Here is an 18,617-nt window from a genome sequence, read left to right on the forward strand (position 1 = left end):
GTGAAAATCGGTATCGGCAATTTTAAAAAGTTAAACATCAATGTGGAAGATAACCCCGGGCCACCTGCTTAAACTCCTCCACCTGCATCTGCAACCATTTCGAATCCCGGCCCAGTTCCCGGGCCATGAGGCGCGCCGTGTCCGCGGCAACCGCCATGCCGGCCGCAGCATCCAGGATCAGGGAGCGGGTGCGGCGGGCCAGGACATCCTCTAACGTCAAGGCCATTTCGTTGCGTACAGCCCAGATTATCTCGGCCTTGATATAGGGAAGCTTATCGTGCAGTTTTGCCCCCATCCCGGGATCCTTGTCGATGATCCGCCGGATAGAGACCGCGTCGGAACCATATGCGCACAGCGGGTCCTGCGGATCCATATTTTTCAACCACCCATGGATGCGCAGCTTGCGCGTCGGGCACTGGTTTTCAGGCAGCCCGGCGATCAGTGCCGCCTGGTCAACGGCGTCCTCGGCCATTTTGCGGTAGGTGGTCCATTTGCCGCCGGTGATGGTCACCAGGCCCGATTGAGACACTTGCAGATGGTGGTCCCTGGAAATGGCGGCGGTCTTCTTGCCCTCCCCTGCCCCCACCAGTGGCCGGAGCCCGGCGAACATACACAGGATGTCCGCCCGGGTGGGGTCCTCGACCATGTACTGGGCGGCATGCTTGAGGATGAATGCAATCTCTTCTTCCAGGGGCGCGGGCTCGAGACTGGCCCGATCCACCGGCGTATCGGTGGTTCCGACCAGCACCCGGTCATGCCAGGGAACGGCAAACAACACCCGGCCATCTTCGGTCTGGGGAACCATGATGGCGGTATTGCCCTTCAGGAAACGTTTGTCCAGTACGAGATGCACGCCCTGGCTGTAAGTGATAAGGGGTGCCGCCGCAGGCTGATCCATGCGCAGGATGTCATCGGTGAAGATTCCCGTGGCATTGACCACCACCCGGGCACGAACGTTGTATTGGGCACCGCTCAGGGTGTCGGTCAGCTTTACGCCGTCGATCATCTGCCCTGAATAGGTCAGACCGGTCACCTGCATGTAATTGACGGGCACACCGCCGGCGTCATCGATCGACTGGGCCAGGTTCACGGCCAGACGGGCGTCATCGAACTGGCCGTCGTAGTAGATCACGCCGCCGCGCAGCCGGTCCGGTTCCAGGGTCGGGATGCGTTCAAGGGTCTCCTCCTTGGACAGCCATTTGGACGCGCCCAGGCCCAGACGGCCGGCCAGCAGGTCGTAAACTTTCAGTCCCGCCCCGTAAAAGGGGCCGTCCCACCACTCGTAGTTGGGAACGATGAAGGCCTGATTGCGGACAAGATGCGGTGCGTTCCGCATAAGCAGCCCACGTTCGTGAAGGGCTTCGAGGACCAGGGAGATGTTGCCCTGCTGCAGGTAGCGCACGCCGCCGTGAACCAGCTTGGTGCTGCGGCTGGAGGTCCCTTTGGCAAAATCATGCTGCTCGACCAGCAGGGTCTTGTATCCCCGTGAGGCCGCGTCCAAAGCGCATCCCAGACCGGTCGCCCCGCCGCCGATCACCACAATATCCCAGTAGCCGTTGTAGATGTCGATGGTATCGATGGAATTTTTTCGATTCATGCTGTCTCGCTCCTGTCAGTCCGATAGCCATTGCCCATCGTGCCCCTGTTCATGAACAGGGCAATTGGTCCTCAACCCTAAGTGCGCTGCCTGAGAACTTCTGCCTGAAGTGATGGGCGCGTCACAGACAGGCTTCATTTTTCATGGAACAGGCGGACAGGATCTGGTTTGGGTGGGACTTGTCCCGGTAAACGGTGACACCCTTCAGATGCATAGCCGCCGCTTCCAAGAACAGTTCCTGAATCGCCTCCACGGAAATCGATTGGGGCAGGTTTATCGTCTTTGAAACGGCGTTGTCCGTATATTTCTGGAAGGCCGCCTGGACTTTCAGGTGCCACCGGGGGGAAACATCCCAGGCAGTTTGAAAGATCTCGGGATCGATGCGCCGACCTTCGCGCCGGTAGCGGTCATAAATAGGGTGCACATCCGTAAAAACCTGGTCCACAATCCGGCGCTGGACCTCAAAGGCGAATACGGGCTCGACGCTGCTGCTCACACCGGCCAGAATGCTGATGGTGCCGGTGGGCGCCACGGTGGTCAGGGTGGCATTTCGGCGTCGCTTCACCCCCCGGGCCGCAAATACGCTTTGATGAAAAGCCGGAAAATTCCCGCGTTGATCGGCCAGCTGGGCGGAAGCCGACTCGGCGGCCTGCTGAATGCAAAACATCAGCCGGTCGGCCAGCGCCAATGCCCGATCGCTTTGATAGGGGATACCCATCAAGATGAGCATATCGGCAAACCCCATTACCCCCAAGCCGATTTTGCGGTTCATCCGGCTCCACTCTTCGGTCCGTGGAATGGGATGGCGATTGACCTCGACCACATTGTCCAGGAAATGAACGGCCAGATGTACCAGCGATTCCAGCTTCGCAAAGTCAATGGCATGGCCATCAACGATTCGGCTCAGGTTGATCGAACCCAGTGTGCACGATTCGTAGGGCAGCAGCGGCTGCTCGCCGCAGGGATTGGTCGCTTCCAGCGCCCCCATTGAAGGTGTCGGATTGCCCCGGTTGATGCGGTCAATGAACAGCATGCCGGGATCCCCGGTCTCCCAGGCACACTCGGCCATCAGGCGCAGCAGCTGCACCGCCGGTTTCCGGCCCACCTCGACACCGGTACGCGGATGAATCAGCGGGTAGTCACGATCAGCCTTAACACAGGCGATGAAGTCGTCGTCCACAGCCACCGACAAGTTGAAATTGGACAGCTGGCCGCGGGCACGCTTGGCCGTTACAAAGGCCTCAATATCCGGATGGTTCACGTGCAGCACACCCATATTGGCGCCGGGCCGGACCTGGTTGCGATCGATGAGCTGCGTCGCCGCATCGAACAGCCGGATAAAGCCGACCGGTCCACCGGTATCGCCGGATGCGGGGAAGATGGTGTCCCCGGCCGGACGCAGCCGGCTGAAGGAGAATCCGGTGCCACCGCCGGTATGGTGAATCAGGGCGGCATCCTTGAGGCTCTGGAAAATCGACTCCAGGTTATCCTCCACCGGAAGAACAAAGCAGGCGGCCAGCTGGCCCAACGGCCGGCCGGCATTCATCAGGCAGGGCGAATTGGGCAGAAAGGAGAGCGAGGTCATGGCCGACTCGAAGCGGTCCGCGGTGTCCCGCACCGAAGCGCCGGCGTCGAACAGACGATCCGCATCGGCTACCACCCGGGCCACCCGTGAAAACAAATCTTCCGGCCGCTCGATGATCTCTCCCCGGTAGTTGCGCGCAAGATAACGTTTTTTCAATACTTCCCCGGCCAGCGGGGTGAACTCAGGAACGTGCATGGGGCCACCTTTCAAAGAGGGTCGCTGCGTTCAGCGGCCATGGGTCTGGTGACTTCCGCAGCATTGCGGCCGACAATACGAATGAACCTGACCAGAACGACCCGATTTTCCGCAGGTAATGAAAATATCATGCAGAAACAATAATCACGATTCGAAGCGGTTGCACCACCGGCAGCATCAGCCTGCCGAACCCATCGGAAAACCATTTGAAAACAGGGGGTAAAGCAGGTAGGCGATATAGAGAAGATAGATCAGCAGCACCCATGTCCCTTCCCAGCGGTCCATGATGCGCACCCGTCCGGTGAACATGAAAATGAACAGGGTAACACTGGCCGCCATCATCACACCCATATCCACATTGGCGGCCGGGTTGAAAGGCAGGGGCCGGAGGATCGCACTGACACCCAGGATAAAAAACACATTGAAAATGTTCGAACCGACCACATTGCCCACTGCGATCTCCACATCTCCCCGCCTGGCGGCCATGACGGAGGTGGCCAGTTCGGGCAGCGAGGTGCCCAGCGCGACAACCGTCAGCCCCAGCACGGACTGAGCAACATCCAGGAATTCTCCCAGCTCGACGGCGCTGTCCACAATCCAGCGCCCCCCGAAAAGCAGTCCGCAGAAACCAATGGTCATCTTCAGGGCAACCCGCACGGCCTCGTCAGGCGGCACCGGAATGACTTCCGGCAGGCCGGCAACCGGTGCGGCGATGGCGGCCGAATAGGCCACAAAAATTACGAAATATCCCAGCAGGACCAGACCGTCGGATCGGCTGATCGCTGCAGCGACCGCACCGTCAATATAGACATCACTGGCCAGAACCCACAGCATCACCGCAGCAAGCAGGCTGAAGGGGATCGCCTTCCACACGGTCCCCCTGGAGACCGTAAGCGGCCGGATCAGCGCCGATATTCCCAGAATCAACAGCACATTGGCGATGTTGCTGCCCAACACGTTGCCCAGCGAGATATCGGTACTGCCGCTTGTTGCGGCTGAAATATTGACGAACAGTTCAGGGGCCGAGGTGCCGAACGCCACCACGGTCAGGCCGATGGCCATCGGAGAGACATTCATACCTTGCGCCAGGCGCGCCGCGCCGTCCACGAAAAGATCAGCGCCCTTGATCAGAACGACAAATCCGGCCAGCATCAACAATGAAGGAACCAGCATGGCAAGCAACCGCCAATTTAAGGAACGTTCCGCCTGACAGTCGGAAGAACAGCCACCGGACTACTTGCGCTTGTCGGTAGCCCGCCACCCGCCCAGCGGTGTGGATAACGGCTTGAGCACCTTGCTCATGTCCCGGGCCTGCTCGACGACGTAAAACAATCGCGGATCCAGACGCTGCACATCAGATAATATCCATTTAAGGTCCCGGCGCCGGCAGGCAATGTAAAGCTCGTTGACCGGCCCGCGCATGCCTTCGCCCTGAAAAATGGTCACCGGCTGGCCCTTTTGCCTCAGGTGCGCGGCGATCTCCTGCCCCGCGTTGCGAGTGATGATTCGAAGGATCATCGTTCCGAAAGCCAGCCTGCGCTCCACCATGATTCCCACCACGTTGCCGGTGGCGTAACCGAATGCATAAAAGACCACCAGCAGCGGCTGGTCCTTGATCTGGTTGATCACCGTGCTGACAACGGTCAACCAGATGGAGATCTCAAAAATCGCCAGGCCGAACGCGATGGCGGTTCGTCCCTGAACCGTGACGATGGTCCGAACCGTGCCGATGGACACGTCACAGATTCTGGCCAGAAAGACTATAACGCCCGTCAGGAGAATGTGCGGATCAACCATGGTTTATTTTATCTTCCCTCACCCCTCAATTTACCTGTGGGCAGGTAAATTTGAAGACATGCCTAAAATTGGGCTGGCTGACCTGGAGACGACAGCCCCCGCGTGTGCCTGGGTCAACTGAAACGCATATATTACGACTATTTCATTAACCATGCAATCGGGATGATGGCAAGCACAACCAGTCCGATGGACACATTTTACGATCACAGCATTTTCACCCAAGGGAGGGTCTGGGATATCGATTCCTTCGATCAGTGGGGCGCCGAACTGGGAAAGGCACTGGCCCAGCGGACCATTTTCGAACTTGAAGGGACGGACGAGCCGCGGCTCAGCCATGACAGCTCCACCAACGCACTCATTCGGCGCTAGCGCCGATTCAAGGCTACCGGTTGAAGAGGGAATGGCGCATCAACGACCTCCCTTGCGGGACTTGATCAAAAGGCTTGCCTGGAAGATGACGCCGGCGGCGATAAGCAGCGCATACAGCACCGGTGCATAAGGGGCCTGCCTGCCTGCTGCTTCGATGATCAAGGTGGTGCCGACCACGGATGAGAGAAGGATCAGGGCCCAGTCAAACAGAAGATAAAGGGCCACCGCTCCGGCGACACCCCCGATCAGGACCACCAGCACACCGGCGTCGTACCCCGCCACCAGCATCAGGTGAAAGGCAATCGTGCTGCCGGCAATAAATCCACCGATACCGATGGCCAGCCGCTGGAAAAACAGTGCCATTATGGCGCCGATTCCCCCGCAGATCAGACCCGCCGCCCAAAGCATCCAGAAGGGCTGGGGGTCGAAAACCAGTTTCGCCGCCTGAAGGCCTGCGGCAAAGCCCACCACACCCACAAAAAGCCAGAACAGTTTCCAGCCCAGAACCAGCAGCAGCGCTCCGGCGGCAGCCAACCCAAGATTCATTTTTTTCTCCGCAAAGTAGAGAACGTAAATCGGCGGCCCTGCCGTTCAGGACGCTGCCTCATGTGAGGCGATCAACGTTTGTGCATCCCTGGAGTGGTCGCGGGCCACCAGCATGTAGATGGAAGGCACCACGAACAGGGTGAACAGCGTCCCTATGGCCATTCCGCCCACAAGCACCAGACCGATGGAGTTCCTGGCCTGGGCACCGGCACCGGTCACCAGCGTCAGGGGAAAATGGCCGGCAATGGTGGCACCGGTGGTCATCAGAACCGGGCGCAGGCGGGTCAGGGCAGCGGTGCGCACGGCGTCCCGCTTGACGCGTCCCTGCCGCTGCAGGCTGTTGGCGAATTCGACGATGAGAATGCCGTTTTTGGACACCAGCCCCACCAGGGTGACCAGACCCACCTGGCTGTAGATATTCAAGGTGGTGGTCCAGCCCGCAGTCCAGAAAGGCACGTTGGGATCGGGCATTTTCAGGAAGGTGAAAACCAGGGCACCGAACATGGCCAGGGGCACCGAGCCGGCCAGAATCACGAAGGGGTCACGGAAACTGTTGAACTGGGCCGCCAGAACGAGAAAGATAAGCACCACGGCAAGCCCGAAGGCCTGGATGAAGGTGTTGCCTTCGGTGCGCAGCTGACGCGACTCACCCGTATAATCCAGGACGTATCCTTTGGGCAGGATCTTGGCAGCTTCGTTCTCCAGGAAGCGCAGCGCCTCATCCAGAGGCCGTATGGCCACGCCGCTGATGGTGACCGCGTTGAGCTGCTGAAAGCGGTTCAGCGATCGCGGCACGGTGGAATTGCGGATCGTGGCGATGGTGCTCAGGGGCACCAGCTGGTTGTCCGGACCGGTTATATAAACACTGCGCAGCTGGTTCGGATTCAAGCGGTCCGTACGGCTGATCTGCGGTACCACCTTGTAGCTGCGCCCGGCGATGCTGAAACGGTTGACGTAGTTGCCGCCCACCATGGAACCAATGTCGCTGCCCACCTGCTGAAGATCCAGGCCCAGGTCGGCCACCTTTTCCCGGTCGATGACAAGTTCCGACTGAGGCTGGTCAATTTTTACATCTATGATCGGCGGAAAGGCGAACATCCCGCTCTGCATGGCCTTGAGCTGAAGCTGGCGGGCCAGCTCAAGCATCTCCACCGGCTCCGCCGTGGAGGCAAGGACGACCTCCACCGGGAAATCCCCCCCGCCGGGCAGTGCCGGGGGGGTAACCGCAAAAACGCGGATAGCGGGAATCGCATTGAGTTTTTGCTGCACCCGGGGCAGCAGTTCAAAAATGGTTGCCTCGCGTTCATCCCAGGGTTTGACCACCATGCCGGCAAAACCGGCATTGGCGGTGGTCACCTGAAAGGTAAACTCCGTTTCCGGAATGCTCATGTAGGCATCGTTTACCGCCGCGGCATAGCGGGTGTTGAGGTCAATCGTGGAGTTGGCCGCCGCATCGATGATGCCGAAAATAACGCCCTGGTCTTCGGACGGCGCCAGTTCCTTGGGAGACATGATGAACATGGGGATGGTCAGCAGGCTGACCACGATCCAAACCCCGTAAACCGCCGGGCGGGCGTCCAGCGTTGCATCTAGAAGACGGCCGTAAAAGGCGGTGAAGCGTTTGAAATCCCTGGAGATCTTTCCGGCAAAACCGCGCTCGGACATCCCCGGGGTCAGCAGTTTGGAGGCCATCATGGGCGATAAGGTCAGGGCCACGATGCCAGAGATGGTCACCGCACCGGCCAGGGTGAAGGCGAATTCCCGAAACAGGGAACCGGTCAGTCCGCCCTGGAGGCCGATGGGCGCATATACCGCCGCCAGGGTAATGGTCATGGCGATCAGCGGACCCACCAGTTCCCGGGCGCCGAGCAAAGCTGCATCGAGGGGAGACTTCCCTTCGCTCAGATGGCGTTCGACATTCTCAACCACCACGATGGCATCGTCCACCACAAGGCCCACCGAGAGCACGATGGCCAGCAGGGTCAGCAGGTTGATGGAGAAGCCCATCACCTGCATCAGAAAAACGGCGCCGATCAGAGAGATCGGAATGGCCACCACCGGCACCAGCACCGATCGCAGGGATCCCAAAAACATGAAAATAATGAAAACGACAATCAGCAGCGTTTCGGTCAGGGTTTTGACCACCTCGCGGATGGCGTTGCTGATATAGTTGGTGGCATCGTAGGCCACCCTTGCATTGAGACCCTCGGGGAGCTGTTCGCCGATGGCGTCCATCTCCTTGCCCACCAGACGGATCACCTCCACCGAGTTGGCATTGGGCAGGGGCCAGATTCCCATGAAGACGGCGGTCTGGCCGGAAAAACGCACCTGGGTGTCATAATCCTCGGCCCCGAGAACAACGTCGCCGATGTCTTCAAGGCGGATGACGGCTCCGTCCTGCTGCCTCACCACCAGGCGTTTAAACTCCTCAACGGAACGCAGGTCTGTGTCGGCTGTCAGGTTGACCTGGATCAAGGCGCCCTTGGTCCGTCCCACGGCCGCCAGAAAATTGTTGGCCGCCAGGGCCTGGCGCACCTGAACCGGGCTGATGTTAAAGGCGGCCATGCGTTCGGGTTTGAGCCAGATGCGCATGGCAAAGGTGCGGGCTCCGAGAATATCCGCCCGCTGCACACCCTGGATAGCCGACAACCGGGGCTGCACGATGCGCACGAGGTAGTCGGTAATCTCATTCTGCTGGAGGAGATCGGACGTAAAGCTCAGGTAGGCCGAGGCAAACTGGCTGTCGGCCGACTCCACGTTGATCGTTGGCACTTCGGCCTCCGGGGGCAGGTCGTTGCGCACCTGATCCACCTTGGAGCTGATTTCCGACAGCGCCTTGATGGGGTCGTAGTTGAGCTTCAGGCGTGCACTGATGGTGGAAAGCCCCAGGGTGCTCTGGGACTGGATATAATCGATGCCGTCGGCCGCGGCGATGGCACGCTCCAGCGGGACGGTAACGAATCCGCGCACCAGATTAGCACTGGCGCCCACATAGACCGTTGTCACCGTGACCACGGCATTGTCGCTGCGCGGATATTGGCGTACGTTGAGGGTTCGCACCGCCTGAAGACCGGCGATGATTATCACCAGATTGACCACCAGGGCAAGGACGGGCCGGCGGATGAACGGATCGGTTATTTTCATGGGGAGATGGGGTTTCCGGTCTCTGGTTCAGGGTTCGGGATCGGTTTCGGAATCATCAGGGGCACGGCGCGCTGCGCGCCATTTACCGACAATCTCCTGTCGTCCACAAAAAAAATTTGTTTACCCCTCTTCCGGGTGCGGAGCCAGATCAAACTCAGGGGAGAGCGTGTTGTCCACCACCACCGATTGTCCGTTGCGCAGCTTGAACGCACCGGTGCTCACCACGGTCTGGCCCTCCTTGAGGCCGGACAGCACGGCGATGTAATCCCCACGCGTATCCCCCAGGCGGAGGAACTGCTGGCGGGCGACACTTTTCGAAGATGCGTCGGTATCATCGGGCGGGTCTTCCACAATAAAGACCGAATCACTGTAAGGGGCATACAAAACGGCGGTGGATGGAATGGTCAACACCATCCGGTCTTCAGGCAGCACAACAGCCACGTTGACGAACATACCCGGGCGCAGCTGCTCTTTGGTGTTGGCCACGGTGGCCTGCACGCGGATGTTTCGGGTGGTGCGATCCACCTGCGGGTTTACGGCCGTAATGGCGCCCTCGATGGTTTTGCCGGGCAGTGCGTCGCTGGTCAGCGTCACGGATAGACCCCGCTGGAGTTTGGTCAGTTCCTGCTGAGGCAGTTGGAAATTGACGAAAATCGGATCCATGGACTGCAGCGATACAATCGGCTCCCCTTCATTGAGCGTCTGCCCCAGGTTGACCAGGCGAAGCCCCAGTCGGCCGGCAAAGGGAGCCCGAATCGTTTTTTTGGCGATGATCGCGCGAATGGTGTCCGCCTGTGCGGCAGCCTGCTTGAATTCGGCCTCGACGTTGTCGAAGTTGGACTGGGTGATCACGTTCTCGGGCAGCAGTTCCCTGGCCCGCTCCAGGTTGAGCCGGGCCAGCTGCATGGACGCCTCGGCCGCTCGGAGTTGGGCGGCCTCCGACGTGGTGTCCTGCTGGATCAGCAGTTCCCCGGCTTTTACCGCGCGTCCCGGTTCGAAGGCGATTTTGACGACCTTGCCGGAAAGTTCCGCGGCGACCATAACGCCCTGGACCGCCTCGAGAGACCCAACCGCCGTCAGTTCGTTGGGCCAGGTGGAAGATTGCACCACCGCCGTGGTCACGGTTTCGGGCGGGGGCACATATTGTTTTCCCTGGGCGATCATGCGGTTGATCTGCAACCCTTTGACTCCCCCGAGCACGCCGATGAGAAGGACAAGTCCGATAATGGCGAAGATGATTGTTTTCTTCATTAAAATTCAGCTTTTTAGCTTATGTCGAAGCATGCTTTCAGAATCTTGGAACCAGACCTCATCAATATTGTTACGGCCATAGCCAAAGTCAATACCGGAAAGGCATGGGGGTGGTTTCACAGGAAGGCACACATGGGCAGGTCATGGATCAGAATGGGTGGGACGTCATCACAGGATCATGTCCGAGAATCATTTTAAAATAGTCCAAGGCCAGGACGGCGTATAGTTCATCGCGGGTCATCTGATCGAGCATGGTGAGGCTGTCAAACTTACCGCCCACTTTTTTCAAGAGGGTTTCGGATGATGCGATGCGTTGTTGCAGGCCGGAAAGATAATCCTTGGCGTATGCCCGCAAGGTGGGGCTCGGAAGGTTCCTGGATTTTGAGAAGGTCTCAGCCAATTCGGCGGGCTCCGGCAGCCGGGGGTCTTCCATCACCACTGTAAAAGCGTCAGCCACACGGACCAGGCCCCGATGAATATGTTTGGACTGGACCATGTTGATACCCGCCCAGCCGGCCTTCACCCAACTGACGGTTCCACAGGTGACGGCCGGTTTTTCTGGGTCCACCTGGTAATAAACGGTTATCCCGAATGAATCGTACATGTAGGTATCGGCCCACCCCAGTCCCTTGACGTTCAGCCCCTTATCCCGGGTGTACAGGTAGTTCCATTCGTCGTCATTGCCCAGCACCCACCCTTTTCTGCCTACCGCCGATGGTTTCTGCTGCCGGTAGATATTGATCATCATCTTCCCCTTCTGATAGGGGCTGAGGATGATCATTTTGTCGACATCGTAACTGTAGTAGGCGCCGGAGTGCTGATCCGGTGTAATGGTGATGTGTTCGGCGCCTCTGAAAATGAACGGGGTATTCAGGTCGTCGAACGCCGACCGCAGCCGGGTCAGCTGATCCTCACCACCGTCAATCCATGTCCAGCTGGCCAGCCGCAGGGAAGACGGCCAGAAAAAATATGAGGGGATGTCGGCATGCAGGGTGTAGTCGATGATCTCCTGGAGACCTGCCTCGACGTTGAATTCGTTGTAGGCGGATGGTGCTTCGAACGATTCGTCGGCACGGTAGAAGGTGTTGGCCGGTTTGGGCGACTGCAGAAATTCCAGCCACGGTGCGATGCGGCGCGCATCAAAGGCGCCATCCGTTTTGTTTTTAGCCAGATCCAAAAGGTAATGCAGGCTCGGGAGGACACCCGGCGGCAAATCCGCACGCTGCTCGGATGCGGCAGCGCTGCCGGCAATCAACAAAAGACAGCCGACTATAAATGTTGCAATTTTCCGATAAGTCATCGCAAGGGTTCTCATAAAACGTTTCTCTTGTCAGGCAGTCGCCAGGGAGATCGACCTTAACATCAAACTATCACCAGATTGACGTTTAATGGATCAAACTCGAAAAGGCCAGTAAAAAAAATGTCACAGACCGGGAGGATGCTTGAACGGGGTCACCCATTATAGGGCGGCGCGGGCGATTCTCGCCGGCGCCGCCTGCAGGATGAGAGTGATGTCTGATGAATTTCGGCTGGCGGATTTTCTTAAACCTCCAGGCGCTGGTATCTTGGCCATTGCCCGCCACGGGCATGCACGCCGCCAATTCATCTCAATGGTCAAACGGTAGCGGCATCCACGATTTCGGCGATATCTTTGACGGCAACGGCCGAGGCTTTGTCCATCAGGCCATCGGAAAGCATGGTGGCGCAGAACGGACAGGCGGCGGCAACGGTGGCCGCGCCGCTGCGCATGATCTCTTCGGCACGATCCACATTGATGCGCTTGCCCAGGGTCTCTTCCATGAACATGCGGCCGCCGCCGGCGCCGCAGCAGAAGCCCTTTTCACCACTGCGCTGCATCTCGGTCAATTGGCCGTTGTTCATGGATCGCAGCAGGTCGCGCGGCGGCTGGAAGATGCCGTTCCAGCGGCCCAGGTAGCATGAATCGTGGAATGTCAGGTTGCCCAGGCTCTTGCCGTTGGGTTTCAAACGTCCCTGCCGGTGCAGGTCGAAGAGGAATTCAGCGTGGCTGACCACCGGGTAGACGGCACCGAAGTGGGGATATTCATTCTTGATGATGTTGAAGCAGTGGGGGCAGCCGCTGAGAATCGTTTTGGGCTTGTACCCGTTTAGGGTCTCCACGTTCTGCTGGATCAGCATCTGGGCCAGGTATTCGTTGCCGGCACGCCGGGCCATATCCCCATTGCAGGCCTCCTCCGGACCAAGGATGGCGAAGTCCACGCCGGCACGCTGCAGCACCCGCGCCATGGCCTGGGAGATCTTTTTGCCCCGGTCGTCGAAGGACCCGGCGCAGCCCACGAACCAGAGCAGCTCCGCTTCAGGGTTGTCACTCATCAGGGGAACATCCATGCCCTTGCACCAGTCGGCCCGGCTGTCTGCACCGAACCCCCAGGGGTTGGCCTGATTTTCCAGGTTGGTGAAGGTCTCCTGAACCTCCGGCGGGAAGCTGGCTTCCATGAGCACCTGATGCTTGCGCGCCTCGATGATGAAATCCAGATGTTCGATGTTGACCGGGCAGATGTCCTCGCAGGCCCGGCAGGTGGTGCAGGACCAGAGGACGTCACCGGTGACCGGGGAATCTTCACGGACGATGGGTTTCACCTGGTCACAGTCGCCGCCTAAAATGGCGTCGGAATGATCCAGCAGATCCACCTTGAGGTCATGGACCACCTTTTTGGGTGAGAGGGGTTTATCCGTATTGGATGCCGGGCACTGCTCTTCACATCGGCCGCACTCAGTGCAGGCATACAGGTTGAGCACATTTTTCCAGTTCAGCTCGCTGACCTTGCCCAAGCCGAATGTCTCCAGTGCTTCGTTCTCGATGTCGGTCCTGATAATGGCCTTTTCGCGCACCAGCGGCTTTAAAAAGACGTTGGGCGCCGCCGCCAGCAGGTGCAGGTGCTTGGACCCGGGAATATACACCAGAAAGCTCAAGATGGTGGCCATGTGGATCCAGTAAGCCACCTCGTAGCCGGCAAAGACCTGCTGCGGACTCAGCGTATCCAATCCCAAGAGCGGCACCAGCAGCCCGGAAACGGGAAAAATACCCCGGTAGTCGTAAGCGTCGGCGGCAAGGGGCAGCAAGGTCTGGAAGGCGTTGATAAACTGGAAGGTAACGATAATCAGGCAGGTGAACAGGATGATCAGGTTGGCATCGGTGCCCAGGGTCAGGTAGGGAGGGCGCAGCATGGTCCGCCGGTAAATGGCGTAGGCAAACCCGACCAGCACGAACGCTGCCAGGATATCGGCCACGAACAGGTAGCCGCCATAGAGCCCGGGGATCCAGTTGCCCACCTCAAAAGCTGGGCAGATCCCCTTGATCATCAATTCCAGGCTGTGGGGCTGCACCGCCAGAAAACCGAAAAAGATCAGGGTGTGGGCGATGCCGGGCCATTTTTTGCGCAGCACGTTGGCCTGGCCCAGCACATCCTTGAACAGCACACCGATACGCGTGGAAACCTGGTCCAGCTTGAATCGGGTCGTGCCTTCGACGGCCATCATCAGACGATAGAGCCGCCTGACCCGCAGGAAGAAAAAAGTAAACGCCCCGGCCAGGGCCATGAGCATGACAAATGATTTAATGATGGTGTACTGTTCCATACCTCACTCCGGGGAAATTCTGAAACTACTGGGCAACGGGTGTCCGTTCACAAAGGGTGGATTGGGGTTCTGGCCAAGGCCGCAGGGAGGTTGAAACCGCAGGCGTAGCGGCGCTACGTCGAGGATTTCAGCCGAGCGAGAATGCCGGCCTGGGCCCAAAGACGCCCTTTGTGGAGGGACACTACAGTTTTTCTTTGAGCACTTCGGTCAACACCGGCACCACCTCGAAAAGGTTGCCGACGATGCCGTAGTCGCATTTTTCGAAAATGGGAGCATCCTTGTCGGTATTGATGGCCACGATCACCTTAGACGTTTTCATGCCGGCAAAATGCTGTACCGAACCGGACAGGCCGCAACCGATGTACAGCCGAGGACTGACGGTCTTGCCGGTCTGCCCCACCTGCATGGCGTGGGGGGCGAACCCCGCATCCACAGCGGCCCGCGAGGCACCGATGGCGCCGCCCAGCAGCCGGGCGCATTCGGCCAGAATTTTATAGTTGTCCGCCGAAGCAATCGGCCGGCCGCCGGTGACGATGACGCCCGCCTCGGTGAGGTCAACGTTGTCCGAGGCCTCTTTTTTCACTGCTACCACCTTCACCCGACCCGGATCCTGGACTGGCGCTGCAAAGGTCTCCACGCAGGCGTCCACCGGTGCCTCCACGGCATCGATGGCATTGGGGCGCATGGCGCACAGCATGACCGGGCCGGACAGCTTGACGGTGGCAAACGTCTTGCCTGAAAAGTGGGATTTCCTGACCGTTCTGGTGGCCACATCCACGGCAATGCAGTCCGAGGCCAACGGAAGGTCCATCAATGCCGCCAGCCGGGCAAATATATCGCGCCCCTGGGCGCTGGCCAGACCCAACAGGGCATCCAGGCTATATTTTTCGATGGCAGCGGCCAGGACCCGTGCCTTGAGGTCGGGACTGGCACCCAGGTCGGCACCGTCCACGGAAACCTGCACCACCTGGTTGGCACCGTATTTTGCCAAGGCATCCTTAGCGCCCTCCGCCGAACCGTCCATTATCAAAGCGACGATCGTGTCGTCCCCCTGACCGCGGGCGGCCGTGAGTACACCGAAATTGGTCTCTTTAATCTTGCCCGCTTCGGTTTCAATCAAAACACCGATGGTAGCCATAATAAATTCTCCTTAAATCACCTTTTCTTCTTCTTTCAGTATCCTCACCAGCTCTTCCATCGCCTGGCGGATGTCGCCTCCCAGCATCCTGGCGCCGGTGCGCTCGGGTACCTTTTCCAGTTTGACCAGTTCACTCTGGGCACCGTCGATGGAAACGCCCAGATCGGCGATGGCCACCTGCTTGAGGTCCTTTTTCTTGGCCTTCATGATGTCCGGGAATTTGGGGTAGCGCGGTTCGTTGAGGCCTTTGGTGGCACCCAGCACGCAGGGCAGGGCAACCTCGAGCACTTCGCGTGCACCACCGCCGATCTCGTGTCCCACGGTGACTTTGCCGTCGCCCAGTTCCAGCCTGTTGATTTCATTGACCACCGGCAGATTCATGGCGGCAGCCAGTCGGTAAAGGGTCTGATACCCTTCGGAGTCCACGGCGCCCTTACCGGTGAAGATGATGTCCGGTTGGCCGTCCTGCTCGATGGCCGCCTTGAGCGCCCTGGCGGTGGTCTGGCTGTCCAGGAACTGACTTTCCACGGTCACCAGGATACCGCGGTGAGCCCCCATGGCCATGGCCGCACGGATCGTGGCAGCGGCCGCCGCCTTGCCGACAGTGACGGCAACCACTTCGCCGCCGTTTTTTTCCACCAGCTGCACGGCCTGTTCGACGGCGTATTCATCGTAGGGGTTGGCGATAAATTTGCAGCCGGTATCATCAAACCCGTTTTCGCCGACGATTTTTATGTTGGCTGCCGTGTCGGGCACATGTTTAACACACACATAAATCTGCATGATCGTGTCCTCACCTCTCTTGTGTTGTCAGCCGCTTCCCGGTTACCGGAGATGGCGGGACCGACCCGATTCGGGGAGGTGCCGCGGGTCGGTCCCGCCCCGGCAGCAGGAGGAGGCCCTGCATTCGTATTACGCTTTCATCCGCTCATTCTTCGGATCGTACAATGGCATGGCGACGACTTCGGCAGCCAGACGCTTGCCCAGCACTTCCACTTCCAGCCGGGTTCCCGGCGCTGCCAGTTCAGGGGGTACGTAACCCAGGGCGATGCTCTTGCCGGTGCGGTGTCCATACCCTCCCGAGGAGGTCATGCCCACAATCTGATCGCCATTGAAGATGGGGTTGTAGCCCCACGGATCGGCATCTTCGGCCTGGCACACGAGACAGATCAGCTGGCGGGGAGCGCCGGCGGCCTTCTGCTTCTCCAGCCCGGCCTTGCCGATGAAGTCCTTGTCCATTTTGACCGTCCAGGCCACGTTGGTCTCCAGCGGGGTGTGGTGGACGTTCATCTCGCTTTTCCAGGCCAGGTAGCCCTTTTCCAGGCGCATGGAATCCATGGCGTACATGCCGAACATCTTCAGGTCAAATTCCTGGCCGGCCGCCATGAGGGTCTGGAAGACCGCGGTCTGGGATTCGATGGGATGGAAGATCTCATAGCCCAGTTCGCCCACGTAGTTCATGCGGTTGACCCGGCACTTGATCCGGCCCACATAGATTTCGCGGCTGGTGCCGAAGGGAAAAGCTGGGTTGGAAACGTCATTATAGGCAGCCTTGGCCAGCACCTCGCGGCTCCTGGGGCCGGCAATTACCAAACAGCCCAACCGGTAGGTCACATCTTCCATGCATACGCTGCCGTCGGTGGGCAGGTTTTCCATCAGCCAGTGCTGGTCGTGACGCTTGCCCACGGAGGCGGTGACGCAGAAATACGCGTCGCCGCTGATCCGGGTAACGGTCATGTCCGACTTGAAATTGCCATTTTTGTCCAGCATGGGGGACAGCGCAATGCGACCGTCCCGGGTCGGTACCTTCTGACAGGTCATGCGGTTGAGCCAGGCTTCGGCACCGGGGCCGGTGATGCGGGTCTTGGCGAATCGAGAAAGATCCAGGATGCCGACCTTTTCCATGACCTGCCTGCACTCGGCACCCACATAGCCGTGGGTGTTGTTGCGTTTCCAGCCCGGGTTTTCCCGCCTGTCCGCGGCATTGTCAGTAAAATAGTTGGGACACTCCCAGCCGTAGTAGTCGCCGAACACCGCGCCAGCCTGCTTCTGATATTCGTAAATGGGTGCGGTGCGGTTGGGACGGGCGGCGTCACGCCAGTCGTTGGGACAGATAATGGAATATAGCCTGGGATAGGTATCTTCAATTTTCTCGTGGTTGTAGGCCCAGTTGGCATAGCTGCCGTAGCGGCGGCTGTCCACCGGCCACAGGTCGATCTCGGGCTCGCCGTTCATGATCCAGCCGGCCAGGTAGTGGCCGATGCCGCCCGCCTGGGTGATGCCGAAGCTGTACCCGCAGGCGTGGAAGAAATTTTTCAGCGGATAGGCCGGCCCCACCAGCGGATCGCCGTTGGGCGTGTAAGTGATCGGGCCGTCGGTGACGTGTTTGAAGCCGGTTTCACCCATAATGGGGAACCGGTAGATGCCGTTTTCGATAAAATCGGCGATGTGGTCGATGTCCGGCTGCAGTTCGGTCTGGGCATAATCCCAGGGCACCCCTTTGGGGTTCCACTGTTTGACCTTGCTCTCGTAAAGGCCAAGGATCAAGCTGTCCATCTCCTGGCGGATATAGATGGAGCGGTCGGGATCGCGCACCAGAGGCAGGTAAGTGTCGCGCTTTTCAACGACATCGATGGCTTCGAAAAGAATGTGGGTATGCTCACCGGCGATGGAGGGAATCTCCAGCCCGACCATCTGGGCCACTTGGGGAGCCCAAAGCCCGGCGGCGTTGACTACGAATTCACAGGTGACGTCGCCCTTGTCCGTGTGAACCAGCCAATCGCCGGCGGGGGTGCGGTCGATGCCGGTCACCTGGGTGTGGGTATTGATCTCTGCGCCGTTTTTTTTGGCCCCGATGCTCATGGCCATGGTGATGCCGTTGGGATCCACGTCGCCGTCATCGGGCCAGTAGAGGCCGCCGATGATGCCGTCGACGTTCATGAGCGGGTGCATCGCCTTCATCTTCTCCGGCGTAATCCAGCTGACGTCCAGACCCAGGCAGCGGTTCATGCTGTAAATATAGCCCAACTCTTCCATGCGGCCAGGGTTGTCGGCCGTACGGATGGACCCGGTGGTGTGCCAGCCCACGCTCTGGCCGGTTTCAGCCTCCAGCTGCTGGTAGATCTCAATGCTCTTCATATTGACCTGGGTGCAGTAGTAGTTGCCGTGGAAAAATGAGCAGTTTCCAGCGGCCATCCAGGTTGAGCCGGAGGTCAGCTCGTGTTTTTCGATCAGCACCACGTCCTTCCAGCCGTATTTGGCCAGATGATAGGCCACACTGACACCGATGGCACCGCCGCCGATGACGACCACGCTTGCATGTGTTTTCATAACGTTCCTTCTCCTTTTGATATGGATATTGCACCGGCGGAAAGTTG

Annotated in this window: 13 protein-coding genes; 1 reads left to right on the forward strand and 12 read right to left on the reverse strand. The window is 59.1% G+C overall.

The features are described 5' to 3' along the window. Nucleotides 1-37: 37 nt before the first annotated feature. The 4 genes from R6V78_RS12275 to R6V78_RS12290 all read right to left on the reverse strand — a co-directional run bounded on the left by R6V78_RS12275 (nt 38) and on the right by R6V78_RS12290 (nt 5,174). On the reverse strand, nt 38-1,597 hold the full coding sequence (locus R6V78_RS12275) for an FAD-dependent oxidoreductase (protein ID WP_410289649.1): 1,560 nt from the start codon (nt 1,595-1,597) through the stop codon (nt 38-40). A gap of 121 nt (nt 1,598-1,718) precedes the next feature. Then, nucleotides 1,719-3,377 carry an adenosylcobalamin-dependent ribonucleoside-diphosphate reductase gene (locus R6V78_RS12280; protein ID WP_410289650.1) on the reverse strand — a complete coding sequence of 553 codons (1,659 nt, stop codon included), beginning with the start codon at nt 3,375-3,377 and terminating at the stop codon, nt 1,719-1,721. A gap of 177 nt (nt 3,378-3,554) precedes the next feature. Beyond that, complete coding sequence (locus tag R6V78_RS12285) at nt 3,555-4,550, reverse strand: calcium/sodium antiporter (protein ID WP_410289651.1); 996 nt, start codon at nt 4,548-4,550, stop codon at nt 3,555-3,557. A gap of 60 nt (nt 4,551-4,610) precedes the next feature. Continuing rightward, nucleotides 4,611-5,174: a DUF2179 domain-containing protein gene (locus R6V78_RS12290; protein ID WP_410289652.1), complete on the reverse strand. Its 564-nt coding sequence runs from the start codon at nt 5,172-5,174 to the stop codon at nt 4,611-4,613. Nucleotides 5,175-5,360: 186 nt separating this feature from the next. Here R6V78_RS12290 and R6V78_RS12295 point away from each other — a divergent pair, with 186 nt between their 5' ends. Then, nucleotides 5,361-5,543, forward strand: a complete 183-nt coding sequence (locus R6V78_RS12295) for a hypothetical protein (protein WP_410289653.1) — start codon at nt 5,361-5,363, stop codon at nt 5,541-5,543. A gap of 39 nt (nt 5,544-5,582) precedes the next feature. Here R6V78_RS12295 and R6V78_RS12300 read toward each other — a convergent pair whose 3' ends face one another. From R6V78_RS12300 to R6V78_RS12335, 8 genes are all read right to left on the reverse strand, one after another. Next, nucleotides 5,583-6,089, reverse strand: coding sequence for a hypothetical protein (locus tag R6V78_RS12300; protein ID WP_410289654.1), 507 nt, complete (start codon nt 6,087-6,089; stop codon nt 5,583-5,585). A gap of 45 nt (nt 6,090-6,134) precedes the next feature. Continuing rightward, complete coding sequence (locus R6V78_RS12305; RefSeq protein ID WP_410289655.1) at nt 6,135-9,233, reverse strand: efflux RND transporter permease subunit; 3,099 nt, start codon at nt 9,231-9,233, stop codon at nt 6,135-6,137. A 120-nt stretch (nt 9,234-9,353) separates the two neighbouring features. After that, nucleotides 9,354-10,484 (reverse strand): efflux RND transporter periplasmic adaptor subunit, encoded by a 1,131-nt coding sequence (locus R6V78_RS12310; RefSeq protein WP_410289656.1) that lies wholly within the window; start codon nt 10,482-10,484, stop codon nt 9,354-9,356. Nucleotides 10,485-10,632: 148 nt separating this feature from the next. Then, nucleotides 10,633-11,799 (reverse strand): hypothetical protein, encoded by a 1,167-nt coding sequence (locus tag R6V78_RS12315; RefSeq protein ID WP_410289657.1) that lies wholly within the window; start codon nt 11,797-11,799, stop codon nt 10,633-10,635. 299 nt (nt 11,800-12,098) lie between these two features. Then, nucleotides 12,099-14,102 carry a (Fe-S)-binding protein gene (locus tag R6V78_RS12320; RefSeq protein WP_410289658.1) on the reverse strand — a complete coding sequence of 668 codons (2,004 nt, stop codon included), beginning with the start codon at nt 14,100-14,102 and terminating at the stop codon, nt 12,099-12,101. Nucleotides 14,103-14,283: 181 nt separating this feature from the next. Continuing rightward, on the reverse strand, nt 14,284-15,240 hold the full coding sequence (locus R6V78_RS12325; RefSeq protein ID WP_410289659.1) for an electron transfer flavoprotein subunit alpha/FixB family protein: 957 nt from the start codon (nt 15,238-15,240) through the stop codon (nt 14,284-14,286). 12 nt (nt 15,241-15,252) lie between these two features. Next, entirely contained in the window at nt 15,253-16,023 is a 771-nt protein-coding gene (locus R6V78_RS12330; RefSeq protein WP_410289660.1) for an electron transfer flavoprotein subunit beta/FixA family protein, read from the reverse strand. 129 nt (nt 16,024-16,152) lie between these two features. Then, a complete protein-coding gene (locus tag R6V78_RS12335; RefSeq protein WP_410289661.1) occupies nt 16,153-18,570 on the reverse strand; it encodes an FAD-dependent oxidoreductase in 2,418 nt (805 codons plus the stop codon). Nucleotides 18,571-18,617 lie beyond the last annotated feature (47 nt).

Origin of the sequence: Desulfosarcina sp., assembly GCF_046496365.1 — a bacterium.
GTDB lineage: Bacteria > Desulfobacterota > Desulfobacteria > Desulfobacterales > Desulfosarcinaceae > Desulfosarcina.

Bases quoted from the DNA above. Each gene is read 5' to 3' on its own strand.
- R6V78_RS12275 (WP_410289649.1), bottom strand. From the start codon at position 1,597: ATGAATCGAAAAAATTCCATCGATACCATCGACATCTACAACGGCTAC.
- R6V78_RS12280 (WP_410289650.1), bottom strand. From the start codon at position 3,377: ATGCACGTTCCTGAGTTCACCCCGCTGGCCGGGGAAGTATTGAAAAAA.
- R6V78_RS12285 (WP_410289651.1), bottom strand. From the start codon at position 4,550: ATGCTGGTTCCTTCATTGTTGATGCTGGCCGGATTTGTCGTTCTGATC.
- R6V78_RS12290 (WP_410289652.1), bottom strand. From the start codon at position 5,174: ATGGTTGATCCGCACATTCTCCTGACGGGCGTTATAGTCTTTCTGGCC.
- R6V78_RS12295 (WP_410289653.1), top strand. From the start codon at position 5,361: ATGGACACATTTTACGATCACAGCATTTTCACCCAAGGGAGGGTCTGG.
- R6V78_RS12300 (WP_410289654.1), bottom strand. From the start codon at position 6,089: ATGAATCTTGGGTTGGCTGCCGCCGGAGCGCTGCTGCTGGTTCTGGGC.
- R6V78_RS12305 (WP_410289655.1), bottom strand. From the start codon at position 9,233: ATGAAAATAACCGATCCGTTCATCCGCCGGCCCGTCCTTGCCCTGGTG.
- R6V78_RS12310 (WP_410289656.1), bottom strand. From the start codon at position 10,484: ATGAAGAAAACAATCATCTTCGCCATTATCGGACTTGTCCTTCTCATC.
- R6V78_RS12315 (WP_410289657.1), bottom strand. From the start codon at position 11,799: ATGAGAACCCTTGCGATGACTTATCGGAAAATTGCAACATTTATAGTC.
- R6V78_RS12320 (WP_410289658.1), bottom strand. From the start codon at position 14,102: ATGGAACAGTACACCATCATTAAATCATTTGTCATGCTCATGGCCCTG.
- R6V78_RS12325 (WP_410289659.1), bottom strand. From the start codon at position 15,240: ATGGCTACCATCGGTGTTTTGATTGAAACCGAAGCGGGCAAGATTAAA.
- R6V78_RS12330 (WP_410289660.1), bottom strand. From the start codon at position 16,023: ATGCAGATTTATGTGTGTGTTAAACATGTGCCCGACACGGCAGCCAAC.
- R6V78_RS12335 (WP_410289661.1), bottom strand. From the start codon at position 18,570: ATGAAAACACATGCAAGCGTGGTCGTCATCGGCGGCGGTGCCATCGGT.